At 69.3% G+C, this 23149-nt stretch carries 25 protein-coding genes; 13 read left to right on the top strand and 12 right to left on the bottom strand.

Annotated features, from left to right (window positions below; all coding sequences use genetic code 11):
* The first annotated feature begins 139 nt into the window (after window positions 1–139).
* Window positions 140–988, top strand: a complete 849-nt coding sequence (locus ACFOYX_RS15640; protein WP_322443879.1) for a carbon-nitrogen hydrolase family protein — start codon at window positions 140–142, stop codon at window positions 986–988.
* A gap of 91 nt (window positions 989–1079) precedes the next feature.
* Here the strand turns inward: ACFOYX_RS15640 and ACFOYX_RS15635 are convergent, their stop codons facing one another.
* Genes ACFOYX_RS15635 through ACFOYX_RS15625 form a run of 3 tightly spaced genes read right to left on the bottom strand, consistent with a single transcriptional unit; the run spans window position 1080 to window position 1725 of the window.
* On the bottom strand, window positions 1080–1328 hold the full coding sequence (locus ACFOYX_RS15635; protein WP_322443880.1) for a flavin reductase: 249 nt from the start codon (window positions 1326–1328) through the stop codon (window positions 1080–1082).
* A complete protein-coding gene (locus tag ACFOYX_RS15630; RefSeq protein ID WP_322443881.1) occupies window positions 1325–1546 on the bottom strand; it encodes a hypothetical protein in 222 nt (73 codons plus the stop codon). The genes ACFOYX_RS15635 and ACFOYX_RS15630 overlap by 4 nt, the downstream gene beginning before the upstream one ends.
* A complete protein-coding gene (locus ACFOYX_RS15625; protein WP_322443882.1) occupies window positions 1543–1725 on the bottom strand; it encodes a hypothetical protein in 183 nt (60 codons plus the stop codon). The genes ACFOYX_RS15630 and ACFOYX_RS15625 overlap by 4 nt, the downstream gene beginning before the upstream one ends.
* A 181-nt stretch (window positions 1726–1906) precedes the next feature.
* Here ACFOYX_RS15625 and ACFOYX_RS15620 point away from each other — a divergent pair, with 181 nt between their 5' ends.
* The 3 genes from ACFOYX_RS15620 (at window position 1907) to ACFOYX_RS15610 (ending at window position 3929) form a co-directional block, all read left to right on the top strand.
* Entirely contained in the window at window positions 1907–2974 is a 1068-nt protein-coding gene (locus ACFOYX_RS15620; RefSeq protein ID WP_322443883.1) for a helix-turn-helix transcriptional regulator, read from the top strand.
* 149 nt (window positions 2975–3123) lie between these two features.
* A complete protein-coding gene (locus tag ACFOYX_RS15615) occupies window positions 3124–3585 on the top strand; it encodes an ATP-binding protein (protein WP_322443884.1) in 462 nt (153 codons plus the stop codon).
* 2 nt (window positions 3586–3587) lie between these two features.
* Complete coding sequence (locus ACFOYX_RS15610) at window positions 3588–3929, top strand: STAS domain-containing protein (protein WP_322443885.1); 342 nt, start codon at window positions 3588–3590, stop codon at window positions 3927–3929.
* A 564-nt stretch (window positions 3930–4493) separates the two neighbouring features.
* On the opposite strand, the gene ACFOYX_RS15605 is transcribed toward ACFOYX_RS15610, so the two are convergent.
* Window positions 4494–4871 carry a helix-turn-helix transcriptional regulator gene (locus ACFOYX_RS15605; protein WP_109804883.1) on the bottom strand — a complete coding sequence of 126 codons (378 nt, stop codon included), beginning with the start codon at window positions 4869–4871 and terminating at the stop codon, window positions 4494–4496.
* 282 nt (window positions 4872–5153) lie between these two features.
* Between ACFOYX_RS15605 and ACFOYX_RS15600 the strand changes: the two genes are divergently transcribed.
* Together ACFOYX_RS15600 and ACFOYX_RS15595 are read left to right on the top strand one after the other, a co-directional pair.
* A complete protein-coding gene (locus ACFOYX_RS15600) occupies window positions 5154–6923 on the top strand; it encodes an Hsp70 family protein (RefSeq protein ID WP_322443886.1) in 1770 nt (589 codons plus the stop codon).
* Between the two features lie 69 nt (window positions 6924–6992).
* Entirely contained in the window at window positions 6993–9125 is a 2133-nt protein-coding gene (locus ACFOYX_RS15595) for a BTAD domain-containing putative transcriptional regulator (protein ID WP_322443887.1), read from the top strand.
* 346 nt (window positions 9126–9471) lie between these two features.
* Here the strand turns inward: ACFOYX_RS15595 and ACFOYX_RS15590 are convergent, their stop codons facing one another.
* The 3 genes from ACFOYX_RS15590 to ACFOYX_RS15580 all read right to left on the bottom strand — a co-directional run bounded on the left by ACFOYX_RS15590 (window position 9472) and on the right by ACFOYX_RS15580 (window position 11661).
* The gene (locus ACFOYX_RS15590; protein WP_322475175.1) at window positions 9472–10287 is read right to left on the bottom strand and encodes a hypothetical protein; all 816 of its coding nucleotides are present in this window, start codon (window positions 10285–10287) and stop codon (window positions 9472–9474) included.
* A 347-nt stretch (window positions 10288–10634) separates the two neighbouring features.
* Window positions 10635–11018 carry a VOC family protein gene (locus tag ACFOYX_RS15585; RefSeq protein ID WP_322443890.1) on the bottom strand — a complete coding sequence of 128 codons (384 nt, stop codon included), beginning with the start codon at window positions 11016–11018 and terminating at the stop codon, window positions 10635–10637.
* Window positions 11019–11205: 187 nt separating this feature from the next.
* The gene (locus ACFOYX_RS15580) at window positions 11206–11661 is read right to left on the bottom strand and encodes a hypothetical protein (RefSeq protein WP_322443891.1); all 456 of its coding nucleotides are present in this window, start codon (window positions 11659–11661) and stop codon (window positions 11206–11208) included.
* 298 nt (window positions 11662–11959) lie between these two features.
* Here ACFOYX_RS15580 and ACFOYX_RS15575 point away from each other — a divergent pair, with 298 nt between their 5' ends.
* From ACFOYX_RS15575 to ACFOYX_RS15565, 3 genes are all read left to right on the top strand, one after another.
* The gene (locus ACFOYX_RS15575; RefSeq protein ID WP_322443893.1) at window positions 11960–13885 is read left to right on the top strand and encodes a S9 family peptidase; all 1926 of its coding nucleotides are present in this window, start codon (window positions 11960–11962) and stop codon (window positions 13883–13885) included.
* A 408-nt stretch (window positions 13886–14293) separates the two neighbouring features.
* A complete protein-coding gene (locus ACFOYX_RS15570; RefSeq protein ID WP_322443894.1) occupies window positions 14294–14758 on the top strand; it encodes a hypothetical protein in 465 nt (154 codons plus the stop codon).
* A gap of 300 nt (window positions 14759–15058) precedes the next feature.
* A complete protein-coding gene (locus ACFOYX_RS15565; RefSeq protein ID WP_322443895.1) occupies window positions 15059–16240 on the top strand; it encodes an IS110 family transposase in 1182 nt (393 codons plus the stop codon).
* 42 nt (window positions 16241–16282) lie between these two features.
* Here the strand turns inward: ACFOYX_RS15565 and ACFOYX_RS15560 are convergent, their stop codons facing one another.
* The gene (locus ACFOYX_RS15560; protein WP_322443896.1) at window positions 16283–16630 is read right to left on the bottom strand and encodes a VOC family protein; all 348 of its coding nucleotides are present in this window, start codon (window positions 16628–16630) and stop codon (window positions 16283–16285) included.
* A gap of 162 nt (window positions 16631–16792) precedes the next feature.
* Here ACFOYX_RS15560 and ACFOYX_RS15555 point away from each other — a divergent pair, with 162 nt between their 5' ends.
* Window positions 16793–17302 (top strand): hypothetical protein, encoded by a 510-nt coding sequence (locus ACFOYX_RS15555; RefSeq protein ID WP_322443897.1) that lies wholly within the window; start codon window positions 16793–16795, stop codon window positions 17300–17302.
* Between the two features lie 165 nt (window positions 17303–17467).
* Here ACFOYX_RS15555 and ACFOYX_RS15550 read toward each other — a convergent pair whose 3' ends face one another.
* The 4 genes from ACFOYX_RS15550 to ACFOYX_RS15535 form a co-directional block, all read right to left on the bottom strand.
* Window positions 17468–17683, bottom strand: a complete 216-nt coding sequence (locus tag ACFOYX_RS15550) for a hypothetical protein (RefSeq protein WP_322475173.1) — start codon at window positions 17681–17683, stop codon at window positions 17468–17470.
* Window positions 17684–17844: 161 nt separating this feature from the next.
* Window positions 17845–18231, bottom strand: a complete 387-nt coding sequence (locus tag ACFOYX_RS15545) for a VOC family protein (RefSeq protein ID WP_322443901.1) — start codon at window positions 18229–18231, stop codon at window positions 17845–17847.
* Window positions 18232–18557: 326 nt separating this feature from the next.
* Complete coding sequence (locus ACFOYX_RS15540; RefSeq protein WP_322443898.1) at window positions 18558–20072, bottom strand: FAD-dependent monooxygenase; 1515 nt, start codon at window positions 20070–20072, stop codon at window positions 18558–18560.
* Window positions 20069–20701: a CatB-related O-acetyltransferase gene (locus ACFOYX_RS15535; protein ID WP_377534060.1), complete on the bottom strand. Its 633-nt coding sequence runs from the start codon at window positions 20699–20701 to the stop codon at window positions 20069–20071. Before ACFOYX_RS15535 ends, ACFOYX_RS15540 begins: the two co-directional genes overlap by 4 nt.
* 105 nt (window positions 20702–20806) lie before the next feature.
* On the opposite strand from ACFOYX_RS15535, the gene ACFOYX_RS15530 reads away from it, so the two are divergent.
* From ACFOYX_RS15530 to ACFOYX_RS15520, 3 genes are all read left to right on the top strand, one after another.
* Window positions 20807–21385: a TetR/AcrR family transcriptional regulator gene (locus ACFOYX_RS15530; protein WP_109803404.1), complete on the top strand. Its 579-nt coding sequence runs from the start codon at window positions 20807–20809 to the stop codon at window positions 21383–21385.
* A 58-nt stretch (window positions 21386–21443) separates the two neighbouring features.
* Window positions 21444–21647 (top strand): hypothetical protein, encoded by a 204-nt coding sequence (locus tag ACFOYX_RS15525; RefSeq protein WP_322443899.1) that lies wholly within the window; start codon window positions 21444–21446, stop codon window positions 21645–21647.
* A 652-nt stretch (window positions 21648–22299) separates the two neighbouring features.
* Window positions 22300–23130 carry a LysM peptidoglycan-binding domain-containing protein gene (locus ACFOYX_RS15520; RefSeq protein WP_322443900.1) on the top strand — a complete coding sequence of 277 codons (831 nt, stop codon included), beginning with the start codon at window positions 22300–22302 and terminating at the stop codon, window positions 23128–23130.
* Window positions 23131–23149 lie beyond the last annotated feature (19 nt).

Below are 23149 nucleotides of genomic sequence, written 5' to 3'. Positions count from 1 at the left end.
TCAAAGACCAACGCGGGTTGATCGGAACTCCGGCCAACCCGCGTTTAACACCAGTCACCTAGGGGGATGCTTGGCATGGCTTGGTGAACAGCGGCGGCGCACCCAATCCGGCCAATCGTGCATCCGTTACGGTGCCGCGGTGAGCACACCTGGAAAGATCCGGATTGCCGTGGCACAGACCGAGGTCACCACGGACCCGGGTGCGAACGGCCCGGCGATCCGCGCCGCGATGCGCCACGCCGCCGCTCAGGGCGCGCGGCTCGTCCACCTCGGCGAGGGCGCGCTGTCCGGGTACGCCGGCGCTGCAAAGCCCTACTACGCCGGATGGCGTATCGACTGGACGCCGGTCACCGAGCAGCTGCACCGCACGATGGCCCTGGCCGAAGAACTCGGCGTCTGGGTCGTGGCCGGAGGCAACCACCGGTTGTCTCGCGACCATCGGCCACACAACTCGCTATGGGTGATCAACGACCGTGGTGAGCTGGCCGACCGGTACGACAAGCGGCTCCTGTCACACGCCGAGATCACCGGCTTCTACACACCCGGAGACCACGCCTGCACCTTCGAGGTGGGCGGGTTCCGCTTCGGGTGCCTGATCTGCATCGAGGTGAACTTCCCCGAGCTGTGGATGCAGCAACGGGCCCTGGACGTGGACTGCGTGCTCTTCTCCACCTTCTCCGAGGACCCGGTCTTCGAGGTCATCGCCCGCGCCCATGCCGCGGTGAACGGGCTCTGGGTCAGCATCGCCGTGCCAGCCCAGTGCGCGCCGGCGACGCCGTCGGCGGTGCTCGGCCCGCACGGCCACGTATTGCGGCACGCCCGCTCGGATGGGCCCGACGTGATCTGCGTTGACCTGGACCGCACCGACCCCGCGCTCGACATCGCGCTGAACAAAGCCCGGCCGTGGCGAGACACCGCACGTGCCGGAGACATCTACGCCGCCCGCCGGGTCAGCGATCCCCGCAGCACCGACCGCACCAGTACCTGATGGCGCCTTGCCTGGACCTTGCGGGGCACCCGAGCTGCGGAACTACGCCGGCCGGATGAGGGAGGAACGGCCGGCGATCCACGCATCGCTGTTACCGGGCGCGCGCCCAGCCCGTAAAGCGGTCCGCCAGGCCGGCCGGCGGCGTGCCCTGATCCAGGTCGGCGAGCTGTTCGGCGGCCTCGGCCTGAAGCGTCGCCAGGTAGACCAGCCGGGCCGCACGCCGCTCGCGGTACTCGGCCAGTAGCCGCAGCTTCGCCGGGGAGCAGGGCCAGGCGATACCGCAGACCTGGCAGCGCCAGGTGGGCCGCGTCGGTAGGTGCTCGCGGTGCGCGCGGCTCACGACACCACCCGGACCCGGTCGACGCGGACGAAGGCGAAGCGCTCGCGGGCGACGAGGGTGCCGTCCGGGTGGACGTCGTGCCCGCGCAGCTCGGCCCAGACCTGGCCGTCGTACGGTCCCCGCGAGACGACCTCGGCGACGTACATCTTCAGCATGCCCTCGCCGTAGCGGTAGGAGTCCTCGGGGACGCTGATCACGTTGCCGGTCGTCACGCTCACCACCGGCCCCCGTTCGCCCGGAACGCCTGGGCGCGGGTCAGGTTCCCGGCGCGGCCCGGGTCGGTCGTCGGGAAGACCTCGGTCGGCTGCGTCGCCCAGACGGGGCACTCGTTCGGCACCCGACGCGGTAGCGGCAGCGGCGCCGGGGCGGGATTGCGACGCCAGAACAGGATTCGCACGGGCAGGGCCTCCTTCACCGTTGGAGGGGGCCGCCCCGGCACCCCTGCCGAGGCGGCCCCGCGCAGGTCCCGCCGACGGTTTTGGCCACGTCAGCGGTTCCGCGTGTCCACAGTCTCGTGAGCGCGGGACTACTCTCGGAAGGCGATCGAGCTTTCACGAGCTTTCAACCAGGGGGCCCCGATGGACGACCTCGGCGCGCAGTTGCGGCAGGCTCGTACCGAGGCTGGCGTCACGCTCGCCTCGGTGGCGGCCCGGTCGTGCTATTCGGCTTCGCACCTGAGCAACGTTGAGGCTGGGCGGCGGGCCGCTACGCCTGACATCGTGCTTGCGTACGCGCGGGCGCTCGGGGAGGTGGACGTGAACCGGCGGGAAGTGCTCGGCCTGGCGGCCGGCGTCGTCGGCCCGGTCGTGGCCGGCGAACTCATCCGGGCGGGCTTCAGTGCCGCACTGGACGGCCGAGGGGCCGAGGAGGACTGGCGCGAGCGGGTCGACCAGTACGGCCGGGACTACATGGCCGTCGGCGCGGCCGTGCTTCAGGCCCGGCTCGCGAGCGACCTCGTGATCCTTCAGCAGCACCTCGACACGCCGCGCATGTGGTCACACGCCGCACGGGCGCTGGTGACCTACGGCAAGACGACCTCGAATCCCGCCGAGGCGATCCGCTGGTATGACCTCGCCGCGACGGCGGCCGACCGGTCCGACGACCTCGGCGTCCGCGTGTGGGTTCGGGGCCGGGCGGCGATCGCGCTCGCCTACGAAGGCGCGGCACTGCCCACCGCGCGGCGGTACGCGGACCAAGCCGTCGGCCTCTCCGACCGGCCGTCGCTCGGGCGCGTTCAGGCGCTCATGGCACGTGCGCACGTCGCGGCGGGACGCGGCGACCAGGCCGGCGCGATCGCCCTCGACACCGATGCCCGGCGGGTCTTCGATCGGGTCGCCTCCCCGGACGGCGAGGTCTCGGACACGGCGGTGCCGCCCTGGCGGATGGCGACCTTCCGCAGCATGCTTTACGCCCGTCTTGGGCTTCCGAACCTCGGCCGTGAGGCTCAGGAAGAGGCTGACCGAACGCGACCGGCCGGACTTCCCCGCTTCGCGACGCATATTGAGCTACACCGGGGCCTGACGATGGCGAAGGCCGGCGACCGGGCCGGCGGCGTCGCGTACGCGCGGCGAGCGTGGGAGGCGCTACCGGCTGAGCGGCGGTCGCAAAGTCTCGCGCTTATGCTGCGCGAGGTCGAGCGGGCATAGGGTAGGTCGCACCCGCCCCCGTTGATCAAGTCCGATCAAACGGCCGTGCGCAAGGCTCGCCTGCTTCCGCCGTATGGATCCAGCGGCCGGCGTGCCGACGGCGCCAAGGGTCACGCCGCGTCAATCTCCGCCGTGTACCGTCCGGTGACATGAGCAGCGGTGACCACGACGCTGGCAAGGACGATCCAGGCGGCGGCGGGCAGGTTGCGGTGACGCTTCTGTGGGAAGCGATCACCGCGGCTGCGCTCACACGCCTGCGCCACGCGGTGACCGCCGCAGGCGGCTCGGCAGGCCTGACCGGTGACGCGTTGGAGGACTTCGTCTTGGCGGTGCACGAGTTGGTCACCAACGTGATACGCCACGGCGGCGGTGCCGGTGAACTGCTGCTGCGCCAGGACGGGGACGTGCTGACCTGCCGGGTCACCGACCGCGGCCCCGGACTCGACGACGTCGTGGTACGCCTTCCCACGCCAGAGGAGGCCGGCCACCGAGGGCTCTGGCTGGCGCAGCAACTCAGCGGTGCTCTCGTAATCGACCACAGCCCCGGCGGGGTGACCGCGTCCGTCACGGCGCGCATCAGACCGCCACGGCCAACCGCTCAGGGACGGTGACGGTGGAACAGGAAACGACCTGGCAGTGGCGCTGCGATATCGAGCCCGACGGAACGGTCGTGACGTTGCTCGGCGAAATCGACATGGCCGGGGCCGATCACCTGCGCGACGTGCTCCGCAAGGCCATCGCCCAGGCCACCCGCGTCGACGTGGACCTGGCGCAGCTGACCTTCATCGACTCGGCGGTGATCAACGCCCTCGTCGCCGCCCACAAGCACGCCGCTGACCTCGACGTCCGGCTCACCCTGGTCAACCCCACCGGTCACGTCCGCCGGGTCCTCGCCGTGACCGGCATCCTGCACACACTCGGCGGGACGCCCTCGCCACCTGATCCCCCGGCCTGAACGGTGCAAGCCACGACATGCTGGCAGCTGCCGTCGGCGTCGCTGGTCGCCGCAGGCGACGATCCTAGACGTGATGAGGGCTTTGGCATCGGGCTTTTGGTAGAGGAACGTGCGCGACACTCCCGCGCAACGGTCGGGCAGGTGACGGCAGAGCGCGCGCGACGGATGGCCTGTAGTGCTTCCTCGATCTGGCGGACTTTGTCCTGGGTGCTCTGGGGCGGGCGTCGTTCGCGGCGGCCGTGTGCGGTGTCTGGGACGTCAAGGCGTGTCCGTACGGCCGCCGATGGCGTCCAGGTCGCAGCTTCTGAAGCCGACGCTCCAATGAGCGTGCCGTCGTTGAGGAGCTTGCCGTTCGCGTGTCCGAGGGGTTGAAAGGCGTCAAGGCCTTCACGATCGGCTACGACCAAGCAAGCTGATCCTGAAAGACCCTGACGGTGGCTCACCGTCCGTGTTTGCCCGGGACGGAGTGGTGTCATCCCCGCCGATCAGAACACTCCGCTGGCGGCCCATCAGCATCAGTCCGCCGGCCGAGGCCGGAGTGAAGGGCGGTGAGATCGTCACGCCTCAGCGGGTTCTCCGCGCTGATCGCTTGCGTGGCGGAGTCAGCAGATCCGCGATCGTGGCGATCGCGGACGGCACCAGCCGGTAGTAGGCCCACACACCGCGCTTCTCCCGCTCCAGCAAGCCGGCCTCGGTGAGGATACGCAGGTGGTGACTGACCGTCGGCTGCGAGAGGCCGAGCGGCGCGGTCAGGTCACAGACGCACGCCTCGCCCTCGGGGGCCGACTGGATCAGGCTGAGCAGCCGCAGCCGGGCGGGATCGGCGAAGGCCTTCAGGACCCCCGCGAGCCGCTCGGCATCGGCACGTTTGATCGGCTCGCCGGCAAGCGGCGAGATCTGAGGCATAGTCACTTCAGCCAGCGCATTTCCCACATATGCCATCCTTCCACCAGCAGCATCCACCCACGCGCATATCGGCAATGCACGATGCCTGCGCACGTGTTGAGATGGTCTGATGTGGACGGCGTGGCGGCGTGACAGGGGCGAGCGCAGCCGGGCCGGGTGTCCGGACCGTGCCTGTGAGTAATTCGTGGGTGACGTGATTGTGATCCTCGTGTTTGACTGAGGTCTATGCGAGCGGGGGAGGCGCGGCTGGCGATCGACTGTGGCAGCGCCAGCACCGTGGCGGTGGTGGCGTGGCCCGACGGCAGATGGTCACCGTTGATGTTCGATGGCGAGCCAGCGCTGTCCAGCGCGGTGTTCCTGTCTGAGGACGGGAGCCTGCTGACGGGGCAACGGGCCTGGCAGGCCGCCGTCGCGCAACCGGAGCGGTTCATTCCCGCTCCCCGACGATCCGTCGAGCAGCAGGTGCCTGTCGCCGGCGGCGAGGTCGAGGCGCTGGACTTGGTCGCGGCGACGCTACGACGGGTCGCCGAGGAGGCGCATCGGGCGGTGGGCTTCCCGATCGAGGATGTGCGGCTGGTGGTGCCCGCCGGGTGGGGCCCGCGACGGCGCACGTGGATGCGGCACGCCGCGCACCGGGCCGGCCTGCCGCAGCCGCGCCTGGTGGAAGCCCCGGTGGCCGTGGCGGGGCACCTTCTGGCCTCGGGCGTGCAACTGCCGGTGGGTTCCTTCATCGTCGTGTGTGACGTGGGCGGCGGAGTTGAGGTGAGCGTCCTGCGGCGCGGGCCGGCCGGGTTCGAGGTCCTCGCCACCCTCGCCGATCCTGACGCCGGTGGCGCCGCTGTTGACCGCGCGCTGACCGCCGCCTTGATGGGCGACGAGGCCAGCCCGGGCGTCGATGAGGGGACGCGGTGGGCGCTGACCGCGAGCGTCCAGACCGCCAAGCACGCGCTGACCGACCATGCCGCGGTCACCGTCCCACTGCCGGCCGGACCGGTCGCGGTGGTCAACGGGCAGATGCTCGAACAGACGGCGCGCCCGCTTCTGCGGCGTACGGCCGAGCTCACCACCGAAGCGATAGCCGCGGCTGAGGTAGACCCGGCCAGCATCGCCGGCGTTTACTGTGCCGGCGGCGCCGCCCAGATGCCCTTGGTCGAAAAGGTGCTCGCAGAGGACCTGGGAATCGCCCCGGTGGTGGTCGCCGACCCCGGCCTCGCGGCCGCGCATGGGGCGGCTGACACGGGGGCGGCCGGGCCCGGCGGGCAGGTGACCGTCGAGGAGCCATCACCGGTGCCGCCGGTGCGGCGGGCGGTCGCGATCGCGGTACCGGGCTTCGCGTCACTGGGGCTGGTGTCGCAGTTCCTGCTGACCGCTGAGTGGAGCGGCGGGATCATCCGCCCGTGGGCGGTGCTCAACTGGGGTGAGCTGGCAATGGCCGCGGTGTTCGCGGTGGTCGCCAGCCTGGGCGCGGGCACGGTTATCGCCTCCGCGATCGCCTCCCGCGGCACCACCGAGCCGATATCGCCGGGAGGTCAGGTCGGCACGGGAATCCTGGCGTCGGCGTCGCTGGGTGTGGCGATCGCCGGCATGTACGCGGTGGTCGGCAGCCTGTACATCGGCGCCGACGTGGGCCCGTTCCTGCGTTGGGCGCTGCTGCCGGTCGCCCCGATCGTCGTGGTGGCCGCGGTGATGGCGTTGGTCGCCGCCCGGCAGTGGCGCACACCCCGCGGCGGCTGGTCCGAGCTGCTCGCGTTCCCCACGGGGTCGGTGCTGACCGCCGCAATGGGGATGGCAATGATCCAGTACTCCCTGGTCGCTGACCGGTGGCCGGACATGGTGTTGTGGATCGACATCGCCGGCCGGGTCGGTGGCCTGCTGCTCGGCGGCGGGGTGGTCATGGCCGTCGTGTCGCCCCTGCTGCTGCGGGTGATCCTGGCCGCGCCCCTCGCGGTTATCACCGCCGCGATCGTGAGCCGGCCCGCCTCGGGGATCCTCGGTGTCATCTACGCCATCGCCGTGGCCCTGTGGTGGATCCGCCAGGTGTGGACGCGCATCGTCCGCCCCGACCGACAGCCGGTCCGCCCGACATGACCATCTCCGGTGGCGGGGCGGCGACGGGCGCCGCCGGCCGGGTCGCGACACCCGGCGGAGGTGGATGAGGTGCGATGGCCGCGACAGGTGGCCTCACTGCTGTTCCTGGCACTGCTCCTGTGCGGCCCGCCGGTGGTGATGGTAGAGATCGTCGGCTGGCCCCTGCACGGCTGGCCGACCCTGCGGCAGGCCCAACTGTGGGTCGCGAAGCCGCTCACCGAGCAGACCCTGACCGCCGCGCTGACAGTGCTCGCGTGGCTGGTCTGGCTGCTCCTGGCCGCCACCGTCACCGTCAGGGCCCTGACGCGGATGCGGGCGGGGGCTCGCTGGCTGCGGCGGATGCCGCTGCCCACGCCCCTGCAGACCACCGCGACCGGCATGGCCGGGGCTGCGGCCTTCGGTGTCGGCGCCCACGCCACCACCACAGCGCCGCCGGATCATCCCCTTGCCGTCGCCGCCGGAACGCTGGACGACCACGGCGACGCTGACGCCGCCGACAGCAGCCACCTGATCGACACCCGCGGCAGCGATGGGATCGTGGTGTCGGGCGGCTGGCTGCCACGTGACGTCGCCGAGCAGGTCGGTGCCGCCGCAGCGCTGGTGTGGCTACGCCGCCGCCGCGCCTACCGGCCCCGCCCACCAGGCTCTGAGGGTCGGGACGAGCCGGACCTGACGCCCCTGCCTGCGACGGTCGCCGCCGTGCAAGCCGCGCTCGCCACCGGCAACACCCACCCATCGTCGACGGAGCCGACCCCCGCCGTCACCGGCGACGCCTGCGGTGTGCTGCCAGCACCGCCCGCCGGTCTCCGGCCCGCCGGCGTCGGTCTCACCGGCCCGGGCGCCCTCGCCGCTGCCAGGGGAGTACTGGTCACCGTCCTGCTGGCGGGGCTACGACAACCGCCGGGCGCGGTGCCGATCGTCATCACCCACACCGCCCTGACCGCCCTGCTCGGATCCGCCGCCGAGACGGTGCGGCACCGACTGCCAGGCATTCGCGTGGCGACCACCATCGAGGACGCGGTGGCGTTCCTGGAGTCAACCGCCAGCCCGACGTGCCCTGCCACCCCGCCACTGCAGCGGCAGGAGGACGCCCCACCTGTCGGTGTTCACACCCCACCGGTCCTGATCATCGAGGCCTTACCCACACCTGCCACCACAGACCGGCTCGCGGCCGCAGTCACCGTAGGCGCCGGCGTCCCCGTCGTCCTGGGCGACTGGTCCGCCGGTGTCACCTGGCAGGTCGACGCCGCGGGCCACACCCACGACCTGCGGCAGTCCACGCAGGCGGAGCCCCGGCTGTGCATTCTCGATCAGGTCGCGACCACAGATCTGCTCACCGTGATCGGCCACGCGCACCCGCCGCCCCACGCGCGTCCCCACCACCCACCAGAGCCACTACGCCCGCGGGTGCCGCGCCAAGCCACCAGCGGCGAGACGCCCTCCCGCCCACGTGCCACGACCAGGGTCGTGTCCCGGCGGCTTGACCTGCGTGTCCTCGGCGAGCCGACGCTGCTCGTTGACGGTGAGCCGCTGATCATCAGGCGCAGCGCGGCCCTGCAGGTCCTCGTGTTCCTCACCGTTCACCGCAGTGGGGCCAGCAGCCGGCAACTGGTCGAGGCCATCTGGCCGGGCCTGCCCGCCCACTCGCTCACCGGCCGGCTCTACACGACGCTGAGCGAACTGCGCGGCACCGTCCGGGCCGCTTGCGGGCTGAGCGTCATTGACCACACCGACGACCGTTACCGCATCAACCCGGCGCACCTTGACGCGGACCTGTGGCGATTGCAGGCCGCCGTCCAGCATGCCGCCACCGCGGTCGCCGACCACGGCACCGCCTGGCAGGCGGTCGTCGACGCCTACCCCGGGGACCTCGCCGCCGGGTACGTCTGGCCATGGCTCGAGCCGCCCCGAGAAGCCACCCGCCGGCACGTCGTCGACGCCTACGTCGCCCTGGCTTCCACCCAGTCCGACCCGCGGCGGGCCCTGGCGCTGCTCCAAGGCGGCGTCCGCGTCGACCCCTACAACGAGAACCTGCACCTGCGCGCGATGAAGGCCCTCGCAGCCCTCGGCGACCACACCGCGATCACCGATCTATGCGACAGCTACACCCGCCGACTCGCCGCGGCAGGACTCGAACCAAGCGACGGCCTCCGTGACGCGGCTGCCCATTTGAGCAATGCCCACCCCGTCCCTGGGCGGTAGCAGCACCTCAAGCGGGCCGCCAACCGGGGAGGCACTGGCAGGCGTCGACGGCAACTGCTCCTCCTCCGGTGGCCCCGGGTGTGGCTCTGACGGCCTGAGTTGGCCCCACCAGGACGGCTCGATCTGGCCCCACGACCGTACTGAGCACCGCCACACGCCGTAACGCTGCGCTAGTTTGGGTCGCCACTGACTGACCGCTGTATCCGCGGGCTCGTAGCGCGCTTCGCGGCAAATGAGGGCGTTTGCAGGCGGCGCTGTAGGGGTTATGCGAGCGCAGTCTGGGCATTGGCGAACGTTCCCGGTCAGAGCACCACGCCGCACAGGCATCCGTGGATTCGGATGTTGGTCAACGCGTACAGGCTGCGCACTTGGTGTACGTGCGCTGCTCGTTGACCGATGGGTCACTGCTGTAGTTGACGAGGACCAGCGACGAGCCTGATGCGAAGATCTGCATCGGGCGGCTGCCAATGTGCCTCGGTTGCCCCGCAACGTTCGTAAAGAGGAGATGGACGTTGCTGTTCGGCCCGGCGGAGTCCGACTGCGGACGCTCCAACTTCCACGTCCCCACTCCCGGTGCCCGATCATGGGCTCGGTCGAAGTTCACCGGCAGCGCGAACCGGTCTCCGCCGAACAGGTAGGAGAAGTCGTCGCCGCGGAACCCGCCGTCCCTGTCGAAGACGATCGTCGAGCCGCGCTTGGTGTCTTTCCACGCCCCGACGAGTTGGCCGGGAGTCACGTCGATCCGTTTGCCCAGGGCCTTACGCTTTGGCGCTATGTGGCTACAGCGGGCCTGGCACTTGCGGTAGACAACCGTGTTGCTGGCGTCAGGGTCACCGATGTAGTGAACGAGAACGATCGCGCCGTCAGACCGCTGCGCCTCCACGCTGTTGCCCCCCGCCGTCGGGCGCTTCGCCAAGACATCGAAGTGAAGATCGATCAACCCGCTCGGCGCTTGCGAATGCCCCAGCAGTTTGCCGATCGACCACTGACCGGAGCCGGGCGCCTTGTCATGCTTGATGTCGAAGCCGGCTGGGAGGACGTCCGTGAAGCCGACGAACATATAGCCCACGTCGTCGGCGTAGAAGTCCCCGTCCGCCGTGAATTCGATGACGCCGCCGCGCTGATCGCCTTGCCACACTCCGACCAGGTCATCTGGCGTCATCTCAACCAACTCGGGGCCACCGGAGAGCGCCGGTCCCACAAAGCATCCGGCGGTCGTAGTGAGAGCGACGACAAGCAGCAGGACTCTTCGCACAGCCCATTCCCCGGTCAGGCGCCAAGGTCGACCCGATCCTATGCCGGCGCGGCGCCCGGAGCATGTCAGCGTCCGGCTCGCCAGCTGGCGAAGGGCGGCTCGCTACCCGTCGCCCGGTTCTGGCGGGCACAGGACGTATACCTGCCACTGGGCCTGGTGATCCGCGACGACGCCGCAGGTGACGGGTACGTCGGTGATCGACACACCTTCTCAGCGGCAGATCCGGATGCCGGGATGCGACACTGATCATGCCATCAAGCGACGCAGAACTCGTTGCCCTCGGGGTCATGCATGACGACGTGCCCAAGGACGTCGCCGTACCATTCCTCGCAGACCACCGTCGCGCCGGCGGCAACCAGCTCGGGCACTTTCCGCCGGATCAGTCGGGCGCGCTCGGCCATGTCCCAGGGGCCTGGACCGGCCACCCGGATATCGATATGCATACGGTTCTTGGCGGACTTGCCCTCGGGCACCTTGAGGAAACCAATGGCAGGGCCCCGGCCATCCGGGTCGACGATGGACGCGTTGTCGGGCTCGTCGAAACCGGATTCCTTGACATAGCCGAGGGCCAGCGCCCAGAAAGCAGCGATCCGCTGGGGATCGTCGGCATCGCATCCCAAGGTCCAGAAAGTCGCCACGGCGCCAACGTACGCGAGCCACGACACGCTGTCATCGGCAGTTCAGTGAGGTCGGTGCCGTGCGGCCGGCGCTTGCAACGTCGCGACGGAGAGTGACACCCGGCTCGGAAGGTGGCGCGTACGCTCGGCGGCAGATCCGGATGCCCTTATCCGTCCCGCTCAGCGGCGGCAGCGAAGGTCGGCTCGTTCAGAACGGAATCTCCGTAGCGATGCACGGGTCGTCTGCTATTACCTCTACCGCCAGCTCGACTGTCGTGGCCGATCCCTCGGCGAACACCAGTCGGACCTGGTAGCCCCTGCCGTGGCCGTCTATCACCGATGACCAATCCCATGTGCTGACGATCGTGAAGGACTCGACGAGTGGGAGCTGCCAGTCCGGTTGGTACCTGCCGGGCAGTTTGGCGACGCTCGTGTCGTCTCCGCCGCAGAGCATCGCGTCGGCGCTCGCGTGATCACGTCCCTGTATGAGGATCAGGTACTGGCCGACCTCCTTGTCCGCTTCGCGCGATTCGTTGCGATGGGAGTGCCGAGCGAACTCAAGCGGCAGCCCGCAGAGGAGGAGCAGGGCAGTCACTACGGCCAGCGCCCACCCGAGCCGGCGACGCTTGTTCTCCGGCGCGGACTGCGGCGGCGGACTGGACATGGTCGACGATCATATCGAGGCGGCCCTGCGGAAGCACCACAACAACGCCGGATCGGCTGGACCGCTACGTATCAGCGTGGTCGGCGGACAACGCCCTGTCATCGGCAGATCCGGTCGTTCGGCGACCGGTGAGCCGGCGCCCTGATCGCGGCAGATGTGCGCATCCGATCAAGCAGCGAGATCGTTTCCTCCTGGCGTTGTTGGTCGAGATCTGGGACGGCCTGCGAGGATGCCGCAGCCATGCTGCGGCTCGCGGCAGCGGTTGGCCGCCGTAGTAGTTGATCGATACTGTGCCTCGGTGGCCCGTGTACAGCTCACTGCCCAGTTGGTGGTTGACGGTCGCGTTCCGCAGGCATTGGCGCTGTCGCCGGACGGCAAGTGGGTCGCCTACGTGGTCGCCCCGGTCGGGCGGGCTGGTGTTCACCCGGTCAGCGAACTCTGGGTCGCCGCCGTCGACGGGACCGGGTTGCCGCGACGATTGACTGCGGGTGAGGCGTACGATTCGGCGCCGCGGTGGGCTGCGGATTCGCTGTTGATCTACTTTCTCTCCGACCGGGCCGAGCGTGGCACGGCGCAACTGCACCGGGTGGGGCTGGTCGACGGTGTCGTGGAGGCGGTCACGTGCTGGGCCGGTGGGGTGTCCGGGCACCTCCCGCTGGCCGATCCGGACCTTGTCGTGGTGATTGCAGCCGATGAGCCGTCCGCTGAGGATGAACGTCGGGGCAGGGAGCGTGACGACGCTCGGGTGTGGGGTGAACGCGTACTCCCGGACCGGCTGCGGCTGCTCGACGTACGGAGCCGCGAGATCCGGACACCGGATGCGTTCGGCGATCGCCATGTCGTCGAGGTGGCCCAGCGGCCCGTCGATGGAGTGCTGGCGGTACTGACCTGGTCGACCCCCGACGTGGACCCGGGTCTGGTGGAGCCCGGTCTCCACCTGCTCGATCCGGACAGCGGCGTGACGTGGGACCTCGGCCCGGCTGCGGCGGACGCGTCGTCGCTCGTCTGGTGGTCCGCCGACGACGGCTGGCACTTGGCATATGTCGCGAAGACTCCGCCCGCTATGGTGGGCGGACACGCGGTTCTCGATGTCGCCGTGCCGGTGAACGGGCCGGTGGGCGAGCACCGTAACCTGACCGCCGGCACGACCGTCTGCCCGAGCAACCTGGTTCAGGTCGACACCGGTCCGCCGCTGGCGCTGGTCGCCGACGGGCTCGATACCGCGATCCACCGGCTCGATCCAGCCGGGCCAGCCCTCGTCGAGCTGTCCCGGGTCGACGGCCTCGCGACGTCGTTGACCACGAACCGGCACGGTGACGCCGTCGCGGCGGTTGTCAGCACGTCCTACGAGCCCGGAAACGTCCACGCCGGCCCTACGAGCGGGCCGCTGACGAGCCTGACCGATCTCAGGCCCGAACTCCGCAACATCCGGTGGGGTGTCCAGGAACGCCTGTCATACGAGGCGTCTGACGGGCTGACGCTGGACGGCCTGCTGATCCTGCCCGCCGGCCGGTCCCACAAGGACGGGCCGTTTCCGCTGGTGACACTGGTTCACGGCGGCCCGTACGAGCGGCACGCCGACCGGCTCATGCTCGGCTGGCACCCGTGCGGCCAGTGGTTGGCGACCGCCGGCTACGCCGTGTTTCTGCCGAACCCGCGCGGCGGCCAAGGGCACGGCCACGACTTCGCGGTGCGCGTCGCCGGTGCGGTCGGCCTCGACGAGTGGACCGACATCTGCGCCGGCATCGACCTGCTCATCGCCGACGGCGTCGCCGACCCCGACCGGCTGGGCATCGGCGGCTGGAGCCACGGCGGTTTCCTGGCCGCCTGGGCGGTCGGGCAGACCAACCGGTTCAAGGCCGCCGTGATGGGAGCCGGAATCAGCGACTGGGGAATGCTCGCCGCAACCGGAGAACAGGGGCCGTTCGAGTCCGCCCTCGGCGGCAGCAGCGGCTGGGAAGGAACAGGCCCACACCGCCACGACCGGCTCAGCCCGACCTCGTACGCCTCCAAGGTCCACACGCCGGTGCTGATCCTGCACGGCGAGAACGACACCAACGTTCCGGTATCACAAGCGGAGTCCTTCCACCGCGCGCTACGCAGGTTCGGAGTCGAGCACAAGTACGTCGTATATCCCCGAGAGAACCACTCGATCCGCGAACGCAACCACCAACTCGACGTGCTTCGCCGCACCCGCGCATGGTTCGATCGGTGGCTTGGATGACCCCGACGTCCGACCGCCACGACCGCTACGGCAGACCACCTATTCCAGAAACAGGGCGGCAAGCAGCAGCAAGCGTTGACGCAGTTGCTGATCGTCGTCCAAGTTCCACAGCAGCCATGCACTCATCTCGGCACGACAGCGCGCAAGCCGACCGGCATGTCTGTGACCCTGCGTCACCTGCGGCTGTGGGCGTGGTCGGGTCTGAATCGTGGAGAACCTCGGCTCAGCGACGTTGGCGCCGTCGGGCCGTGTCCGCTGCTAAGTCTGCGTCCACGGCGCGTAGTTGTCCCGTCCGCGGCATCCTGCGACCTCCCATCGGCCCGGGCGCGGCAGCCGCTCGTAGAATCCTCCAAGGGACGAACGTACTCAAGACCTTAGGAGGTTGTCACGGTCAGCATCCGGTGGCCTGTGCCGTGGGACGGCTCGCCCAACTCCTTCGAGATCGTCGGCCGCTACATTGCGCAGACGATCCAAATGGAGCGGTTCCTCGACCTAATCCTTCTCGACGAGGGCGTGCAGCCAAAGCGACTACTCCGGGAGACCCTGGCCTGGAAGATCAAGAAGGTGGGCGAGGTGATCTCGGCGCCTGAGCGTGGTCTCCAGGCGTGGAGCGACCTGGAGGACCGTATGGCGAAGGTGGCTCGGAGTCGCAACGCCTTCGCTCACCGTATGATGGAGCGGGGCGACTTGCCACCCCACTACGGACAGGGCATCCCGTACGTGGCTTTGAGCGACGACGAGCTGGACGACCAAGCGCGCGAGGCATTCACCGCCACGGAGCTGTGCCGACAACTCGTCGAGCGTCTACAGCTGGCACCTCTCAACCCCGGCATACACTTCGGGCGCCGTGAGCCAGATTGGCCGCCCTACTAGGCCAGGCTTCGTCTCGCGGATCGTGAGGTACGAACGATGAACGTCGCTCATTCTGAGCGCACTCTCATCGGCTACTTAGAGACTTGGTCCAGGATCGGTGTCCGGCCAGACTCGGTCCAGGTGCTCGGCGAGACGCTCCCACATTGCGGCTGCCCACCGGTGTCATTGGTGTGGCTCTCTCATGGCCTGCGGTCTCGCTGGGCGCCGCGCGAGGAGAGGCTGGAAAGGGGTTTGTTCTGCTCGAAGTAGCGGTGCCCTCCTTGCTGACAACTCCATCCGGTTCAGTCAAGGGAGGCGCCGATGAGTGTGATCATCGGAATGGACTCGCACAAGCGTTCAGCCACCATCGAGGTCGTCGACGAACGCGGCCGGGTGCTCGCGGTGGGCCGCTTTGGGACTGACAAGGCCGGCTACGCCGACATGCTCGCCGCCGGCCGCAAGCACGCCCAGCGAGTGTGGGCGGTGGAAGGCTGCAACGGGATCGGTAAGCACATCGCCCAGCGCCTGGTCCACGACGGCGAGGTCGTGCTGGACGTGCCAGGGAAGCTGTCGGCGCAGGTGCGGGTGTTCGCCACCGGCAACGGCCGCAAGACCGATCCGGTGGACGCCCACTCGGTGGCGATGGTCGCGCTACGCACCCCCGGGCTCGTGCAGGTCCAAGCCGATGCGGACCTGCAGGTGATGGGCATGCTCGCCGACCGTCGCGACGAGCTCGGCCGTGCCCGCACCCAGACCATCAACCGGCTGCACCGGCTGCTGCTGGAACTGTTGCCCGGCGGGGCGAAGAAGTTCCTGTCCGCGCCGCAGGCCCGCGCGTTGGTCGCGACCGTCAAGCCCAGAGACATCGTCGGCAAGACCAGACGGCGCCTCGCCGTCGAACTCATCAGTGAACTCGAAGGCATCGACAGGAAAATCAAATCCGCGGACAAGGACCTGAAGGCCCTGGTCCTCGCCCGCGGCTCGACGCTGATGGGCCTACACGGCATCGGCCCCTCGGGTGCCGCCCGGCTGCTGGCCGACGTCGGCGACATCTGCCGCTTCGCCGACCGCGACCGGTTCGCCTCCTGGAACGGCACCGCACCCCTGGACGCCTCCTCCGGCGACCAGAAGCGTCACCGGCTCTCCCGCGCCGGCAACCGCCGCATCAACCGCACGCTGCACATCATGGCCGTCGTCCAACTCCGCAACCGCACCGAGGGCCGCGCCTACTTCGACGCGAAGAAAGCCGCCGGGAAGACCTCCATGGAAGCCATGCGCGCCCTCAAACGCCGACTGTCCAACGTCGTCTACGCCCGCATGGTCGAAGACCAGAAACGACGGAAGGTGACAGGCCCGGGAGGGCACTCGGGGACGACTCTGCAATCCAGCGTGACCGACCTGACCCCGGACATCGGCCCTTCGGACAAGCCACTTCCCGGACCCGCCACCAACCACCCTAAACCCCTGGTGTCAGCGGCGCCTAGACATAAAGGGGTGCCATGAAAGTGCGTTTCGCGGGGCGCCCAGGCCGCGCGGAGAGACGCTTCACCCGTGCTGGGTCACGTTGATGACGGCGCCGTTTGGGTCTCGCACAAAGAACCGGCGGAGCCCCCAGTCCTCGTCGGTGAGCGGGTAGACAATCTCAGCTCCGGCCTTGACGGCCCGGTCGTAAACCGCGTCGACGTCGTCGACCTCGATGGAAATGTCGGGGTGGACGTGGGCCTTGACGTCCAGGCTCATGACGCTGAGTTGCACCTCGCGCTGGTCGGTCCCGAAGAACAAGATCCAGTCGAGGCCGCCATGCTCCTCTAGGCCGATCACGCCGTTGTAGAAGGCCCGGCTCTCGTCAAAGCGATCGGACTGGATGTTGGGCTTGATTCGCTTGACCGCCATGGCGGGAGTTTAGAACCCCAGTCGTCACGTCGCCCTGATTTGTCAGCCACAGCTTGGACATCCTCATTTCGGTACGACCGCGCGGTCAGCGGCAGAAGCGTGCGCTTGACCTTGGTTTCACGGCGGCGACCGCATCTGGGGGCGCGACAGTAGGCTGCGGCGATGAACAAGGTGCGCCGGGCCTTGGTGTTCGCCGACCACAGCCAGTTCTATATCCAAGATATCGACGGGCAGATGGCGGCCGAGGCAGACGAGGGCTACGACTGGCCCGAAGCGTGGTCGGAGGAGGCTGTTGAGGTCTACCGCATTGGCCTGGACGGCCCGTGTTCGATCGCGATCGGCGCGGCCCGCAGCGACCACGTCGAGACGACGCTGCGGGTACACGGCGGAGAACCGCCCTTGGTCGAAGCCGAGCACATCGTGGAGGCGGACCTGACGGTGCCAAGTGGCGTGGTCTATGTCTTCGGCTGCATGGAACTTCCCGGGCCTGAGCACCGAGTTGAGATCCCTGCCGGGCAGTACCGGATCCGGGTCTCGCACGTGCCGTCCGGCCCGCCACCGGTGCCGGTAAAGGCGTTGGAGGAGGGTCCGCACTTCCGGTATCAACTCGATCTGTGGCAGTGCGCGGAGGTAAGCGGCGTCGCGGTCATCCGGCAAGGGAAAGGTTTCTGAGGCAAGGCGGCCCGTCGACGTTCTTCAGCACCGCATCCCGGGAGACGCACGCTCATCGGCAGGGTCTGTCGGGTGTTCGCCTGCGCTGCCGCTCGTGACGGACTGTGACGCCCGGTCGGCGGCAGAAGCGTGCACTTGACTTTGGGGTCACGCGCCGGATGTCCGTCATACCGACACAGCCTGGCGGCGTTTGAGCGGTCGAGTAATGATCGACGTTATGACGACACCTGAGCATTCACAGGATGAGCCGGCTGCTGCGGCGCCGTTGACGGCGTTGGCGGCACTCCAGTTGACGACCCCGGCCGCGCCCTGTTTTCGGCACTTCAGGAAGACGACCCACGCGAGTTGTGGTGACGGAGCGTAGCGCTCGATTTGCGGCATGGGCGCGCACCCGATCTGCGCTCGGCGAGCCCTGGCTGGAATGTGTTATCCGCGAACTCCGAGCTGCCACGATGTGGCTGCACGCGGGCCACGAGGTAGCTCTCAAACTGCTCGTGGAGACGTCGCGTGACGTGGCCGCCGATCGGCGGGACGGCTGTCTGCTACGGCTCGATGCTACGCAGAACGCAGAACTCGTTGCCTTCCGGATCGGCCAGCACCACCCAACTCTGCCTGCCCTGACCGATGTCGACTCGCCCGGCGCCGAGACCGATCAGCCGCTCGACCTCCTCGTCCTGGCTCACGTCGATCGGCATGACGTCAAGATGGAGCCGATTCTTCGTGACCTTGTCCTCCGGGACCCTGATGAACATGACAGTTGAGGGCATCGGCTCCCGGCGCACCGCCTCCACGGTCGGCTCCCACGAGGCGATCTCGACCTGGTCGCCCTTATCCTCGATCACCCGGTAGTCCAAAACGGCCGCCCAGAACCCGGCCAGCCGGTGCGGGTTCCGACAGTCAACCGTCACCTGCAGAAGTCTGCTCGTCATGCGCCCTCTCTTGACAATCGACGTCCTTGCGTCAGCGCGATCGACCCTACAAGGCCGGCTTCCGCTTGGCGTGCATCCCGATTTTCTGACGTCATCCTCACGAGCGAGCCCGTCATCGAAGGTCATGACGACAGCCCGAGCTGCGGATGGAGTCCTTCGACGTCGCCGCCGTGATCGTCTTTCTTCGTAAGGTGATCTGGACGGTCCCAGGGTTCACGTGCCGGCCTGCCGGGACCGGTTGCGCGCCCTGCACGAGCAGATCGTGGCGGGCGGCCCGTTCGTCGCCACTCCCGCCGCTTCCTGATCGAGGCCCGCAAACCGGCGCTTCAAGGCTTCGGGGTGCCGAACCATCTGGAGAGCGCTTCGCGCAGCCCGGGCGCGCCGTCCCCAGCCCAGGCGATGTGCGCGTCCGGACGGATCAGCAGGGCGTCGGCCGGGCGCTGATCGGTTTTGGCGGTGTGGATGTCGACGCGCTGCCCCCAGTCCCGGGCCGCTTGCCTGAGCTCCGGTCGGTCGGCGAGGTCGAGCAGGATCGGCCGGGCCGGGCGCATCAGCTCCGCGACGCTGGTCAGGCCCTGGTCGGTGTGCAGGATGAGGTCGGGGGCGAAGGCACCGGCCAGCGCGTGGTGACCCGTGCCGGGCATCGGGTAACGGATGTCGGCACCGGCGACGAGCGCACCCATCCGGCGCAACGGCTCCTCGTCGGCGAGCAGTTCCTGGAAGAGCTCCCGCAGCGCTTCGGCGGCCGCGTCGTGCCCGCGCCGCAGCGCCACCTGAGCCCGGGTGTGCAGCATCGTGCGGGCGCCGGCGAGGTGGCGTTCGCCGTGGTAGGTGTCCAGCAGGCCGGCCGGTGCCCCGCCGTGCAGGTCGGCGGCCAGCTTCCAGGCCAGGTTGACGGCGTCGAGCAGGCCGGCGTTGAGCGCCACCCCGGTGGCGGGAAACAGGTGGGCCGCGTCACCGGCCAACAGGATCCGCCCGTGCCGGTAGCTGTCGGCCTGCCGGGCCTTGAAGGTGAACCGGGACAGCCGTGTCGCCTCGCCCACCGGCAGCCGCACCCCGAGCACGCGGTGGACGCTGTCCTGCAGTTCGGACACGGTCATCGGGAGGTCGTCGTCGTACTCGGTGCTCTCGTCCTCGATCGTGTAAAGGGAGACGTCCGGGGATCCGGGCGAGGAGCCAACCCCGAAGAGACCGTTTTCCGTACGGGTGAACCCCGCCCGGATCGTGCCGGAGCCGGGCACGTCGAGGTCGCCATTGCCGAGCACGCTCACCGTGTCGGGCAGGGTGACCTGGGCCAGCCGGTTGACCTCCGGATAGGTGACGCCGGGGAACGAGATGCCGGCCCAGTCACGAACCCGGCTGCGCGCGCCGTCGCACCCCACCAGGTAGGACGCGGTCACCTGGTACGGACCGTCCGGCCCCCGTACGTCCACGGTCACCGCGGCATCGTCCTGGCTCAACCCGATCACCTGGTGCCCGCGGCGGATGTCGGCTCCGAGCTCACCGGCGTGCTCGTCGAGCAGCCCCTCGAGTTGCTGTTGCGGGAGCGGCAGGGCGTGCAGCGGCGGATCGGCCAGCCGGGTGAAGTCAAGATGCACCCCGCCAAACGGGAAGCGGGGAGGCGGGACCGGGCCGGTGCAGGCTGCCTCGAAGCGGTCCAGCAGGCCTCGGTAGCGCAGCAACTCCAGGATCTGCCCGCCGAGACCGCCGGCCTTCGGGGTGTCCCGGCGCCGTGGCTGCCGTTCCAGCACCAGCGGCCGGACACCGGCAAGGCGCAGTTCGGCGGCCAGCAGGAGACCGGTCGGGCCGGCACCCACAATGATCACATCGGTATGCTTCATGCGCACCTCTCCAGGTCGTCGATGCTGCCGGACATGATCGTGCGGACGTGCTCGGTAATGCGCTCGAGCGGCCAGTCCCACCAGGCCACGGCGAGGAGCCGGTCGATGTCGGCGTCGCTGTAGCGGCGGCGCAGCAGCCGGGCCGGGTTGCCGCCGACGATGCCGTAGTCGGGGACGTCGTCGACCACGACGGCGCCGGACGCGATGATTGCTCCGTGGCCGATGCGGACGCCCGGCATCACCATGGCTCGGTAGCCCAGCCAGGCGTCGTTGCCCACCACGGTGTCGCCTCGTCCCGGCAGGCCGGTGATGAGGTCGAAGTGCTCGGCCCAGGAACCACCCATGATCGGGAAGGGGAACGTCGAGGGGCCGTTGATGCGGTGGTTGGCCCCGTTCATGATGAACCGCACGCCTTCGCCCAGGGCACAGAACTTCCCGATCACGAGCTTCTCGGGCCCGTAGTGGTAGAGCACGTTTCGGGTCTCGAACGCGGTCGGATCATCCGGGTCGTCGTAGTAGGAGAACTCCCCGGCCTCGATCAGTGGCGAGGTGATCAGTGGTTTCAGCAGTACCACCCGCGGTCGGTCGGGCATCGGGTGCAGCACGGTGGGGTCGGCGGGAACGGGCATCGCAGTCTCTCCTCATCGGAACGGCACGGACCGTGCCGATAAGATCATGCCGGGGAGACCTCTCCGAGTCAAGTACGGCACGTGCCGTACCGTTAAGGTGTCGGAATGACCGACGCACCCCGCCGCCGTGGCGCCGAGCGAACCGATGCCATCATGCTGACCACGCTGGAGCTGGGCCGGGAGATCGGCTACGCCAGGCTGAGCATCGAAGCGGTCGCGGCCCGCGCCGGCGTCGGGAAGCACACGATCTACCGCCGCTGGTCATCCAAGGGAGCCTTGCTGCTCGACTCGCTGCTGTCGCTGAACGAGTCCGGCCTGGACTATCCCGACACCGGCGACATCGCCGCCGACCTGCGGGCGCAGATCTACGCGGCCGTGGACCTGCTCGGTGGGCCGCCCTTCGGCCCGCTGTTCCAGGCCTTGGTCGGCGAGGCCCAGCATGATCGCCAGGTCGCCGTCACGCTGAACGAGCGCTTCATCGCCCCGCAGGCGGACAAGACCGTCGCCCGGCTCAAGGCGGCCCGCGACCAGGGTCAGGTGGCACCCGACTTCGACCTGGAACTGGCGATGGCGATCCTGTCTGGGCCGCTGTACTTCCAGCTGCTGATCACTCAGGAACCGCTGACCCACGAGTATGTGGACCGGGTCCTCGACGCACTCTTCGCCGGGCTGCGGCCTTCCTGACCCGCGCCGGTCAGGCGATCCGTTCGCCGTTGAGGGCGGTGGCCTGCGTGTATGGGCGGTGGCGCCGATCACCCCGGCGCTGCGGGCGATCTCGCGGGCCAGCATCCGCGCCCCGGCCTCGTCCCCGGTGTCGCGGGCCAGCACGGCGAGCAGCAACTGCTGGGTGACCAAGCCCGGGACCAGGCTGGCGCGGCTGCTCAGCTCGGTCGCGCGGGCCCACCGGGCGTACGCCGCGTCCCGGTCCCCGTTGTCCCGGTCGTGATCGCCGAGGTGCCGCAGCGCCTCCCGCTCCAGCCGCGGATCGGTGCCCTCATCGGCCCGCAGCGCCGCCTCGTAGCGGGGCGGGGCGAGGTCCCGCCGGCCGGGCAGGTTGTCCGCGATCAGCCCCTGATGCATCGTCGCCCACCCGCGGCGCACCGCGTCGGGCGCCCGCGTGTTCAGCTGCGCGGCCCGGTCCCGCAGCCGCGAGCCGTTCGGTGCACGCACATCGGCAAATGAGGATGGGTTCGCACCGGCGGCGGTGTTGGCCGGCATAGGGTAGGCCCCGTCCGCTGCGGTGACTCACCGTGTTGAAGGCAGTTCCGATCGTCTTCGCGGTGGGGCCAGTTGTAGCCGTCCTGGTGGGGCCAACTCGGGCCGTCAGAGCCACGGGTGGGCCTCTGACCTGCTGGTGTGAGGTCTTGTCAGCCTCTGTGAGGTCCTGTCAGCCCTCGCCGCAGCTTCTCGGACTGTCCGCGGCCATACCGTCGAGCCACCGACTAGCACCCCGACTCGACGTCCGCCGCGACGCCCGGCACACGCCTTTGCCGCCGCTGCCCGGGATGGCGTTCAGGGCCAGCTCGGCGGCGTCCGATATCAGGCAGGAGGCAGCAATGAGCACCCGAGCAGCTTCTGCGGTCGCCACAACGACAACCGTGCTTCTGCTCGCGGCCGTTCCGACCGCGCTCATCCACCTCAGCGGATGGCCGGCACCAAACGTGCCAACGGCCGCCCTACTACGGGACTGGGTTCGACAGCCGCTGACCGCCGGGTTCCTCACCGGCCTCACGCAAACCGGCGCCTGGCTGATCTGGGCGCTGCTCGTCACCACCGTCCTCGCCCGCGTCTACACCCGGGTCACCCGCACAGTGCGGTGGCTACCGAAACTGCACCTGCCGGGACCGCTGCAGGGACTGACCGCAGCGGTGCTCGGCGCGACCGCGGTCACCGCCACGGCGGGCGGCATACCCGCCCACGCCGCCGCGCCGGCCGGCGCCGACGCCACCACCGACGAGCAGGAAGCTGTGCACTTCACCCCACCGCAGGTCGCGCACACTCTCCCCATCCAACCGGTGATTGGTATAGAGCTGGATCGTGTCGCGGCTGGTCGGGAAGGCAGCTACACCGTCCATCGGGGGGACACCCTGTCCGGCATCGCCAAGCAGTGCCTTGGCGACGCCCGACGCTGGCCGGAGATCTTCGCCCTCAACCGCGGCACCCACTTCGCCGGCGTCGGTGGGACGCTGCGTAACCCGAACCTGATCTACCCCGGCTGGACCCTCGACCTGCCCGCCGAAGCCGCCCCGCAACCCCGACCGGTTACCCCGCACCAGCCACCCGCTGACGGCCCAGACGATGAAGTGCCGCAGCCAGGCCCCGACGCCAACACCGCATCCCCGGCTCAGCCCACTCCCGCCAGCACCGCGTCGGACAGCCCGCCGCCTAGATCGTTGACCGGAATTTCGCTCCTGGTCAGCAGGGGCTAGTGATCGTAGGCGATCAATG

This window comes from Micromonospora sp. GCM10011541, assembly GCF_042650725.1.
In the GTDB taxonomy this organism is placed as follows: Bacteria; Actinomycetota; Actinomycetes; order Mycobacteriales; family Micromonosporaceae; genus Micromonospora; species Micromonospora sicca.
The sequence above is the reverse complement of the archived record's forward strand: the minus strand, read 5'-3'. Positions and strand labels throughout refer to the sequence as shown.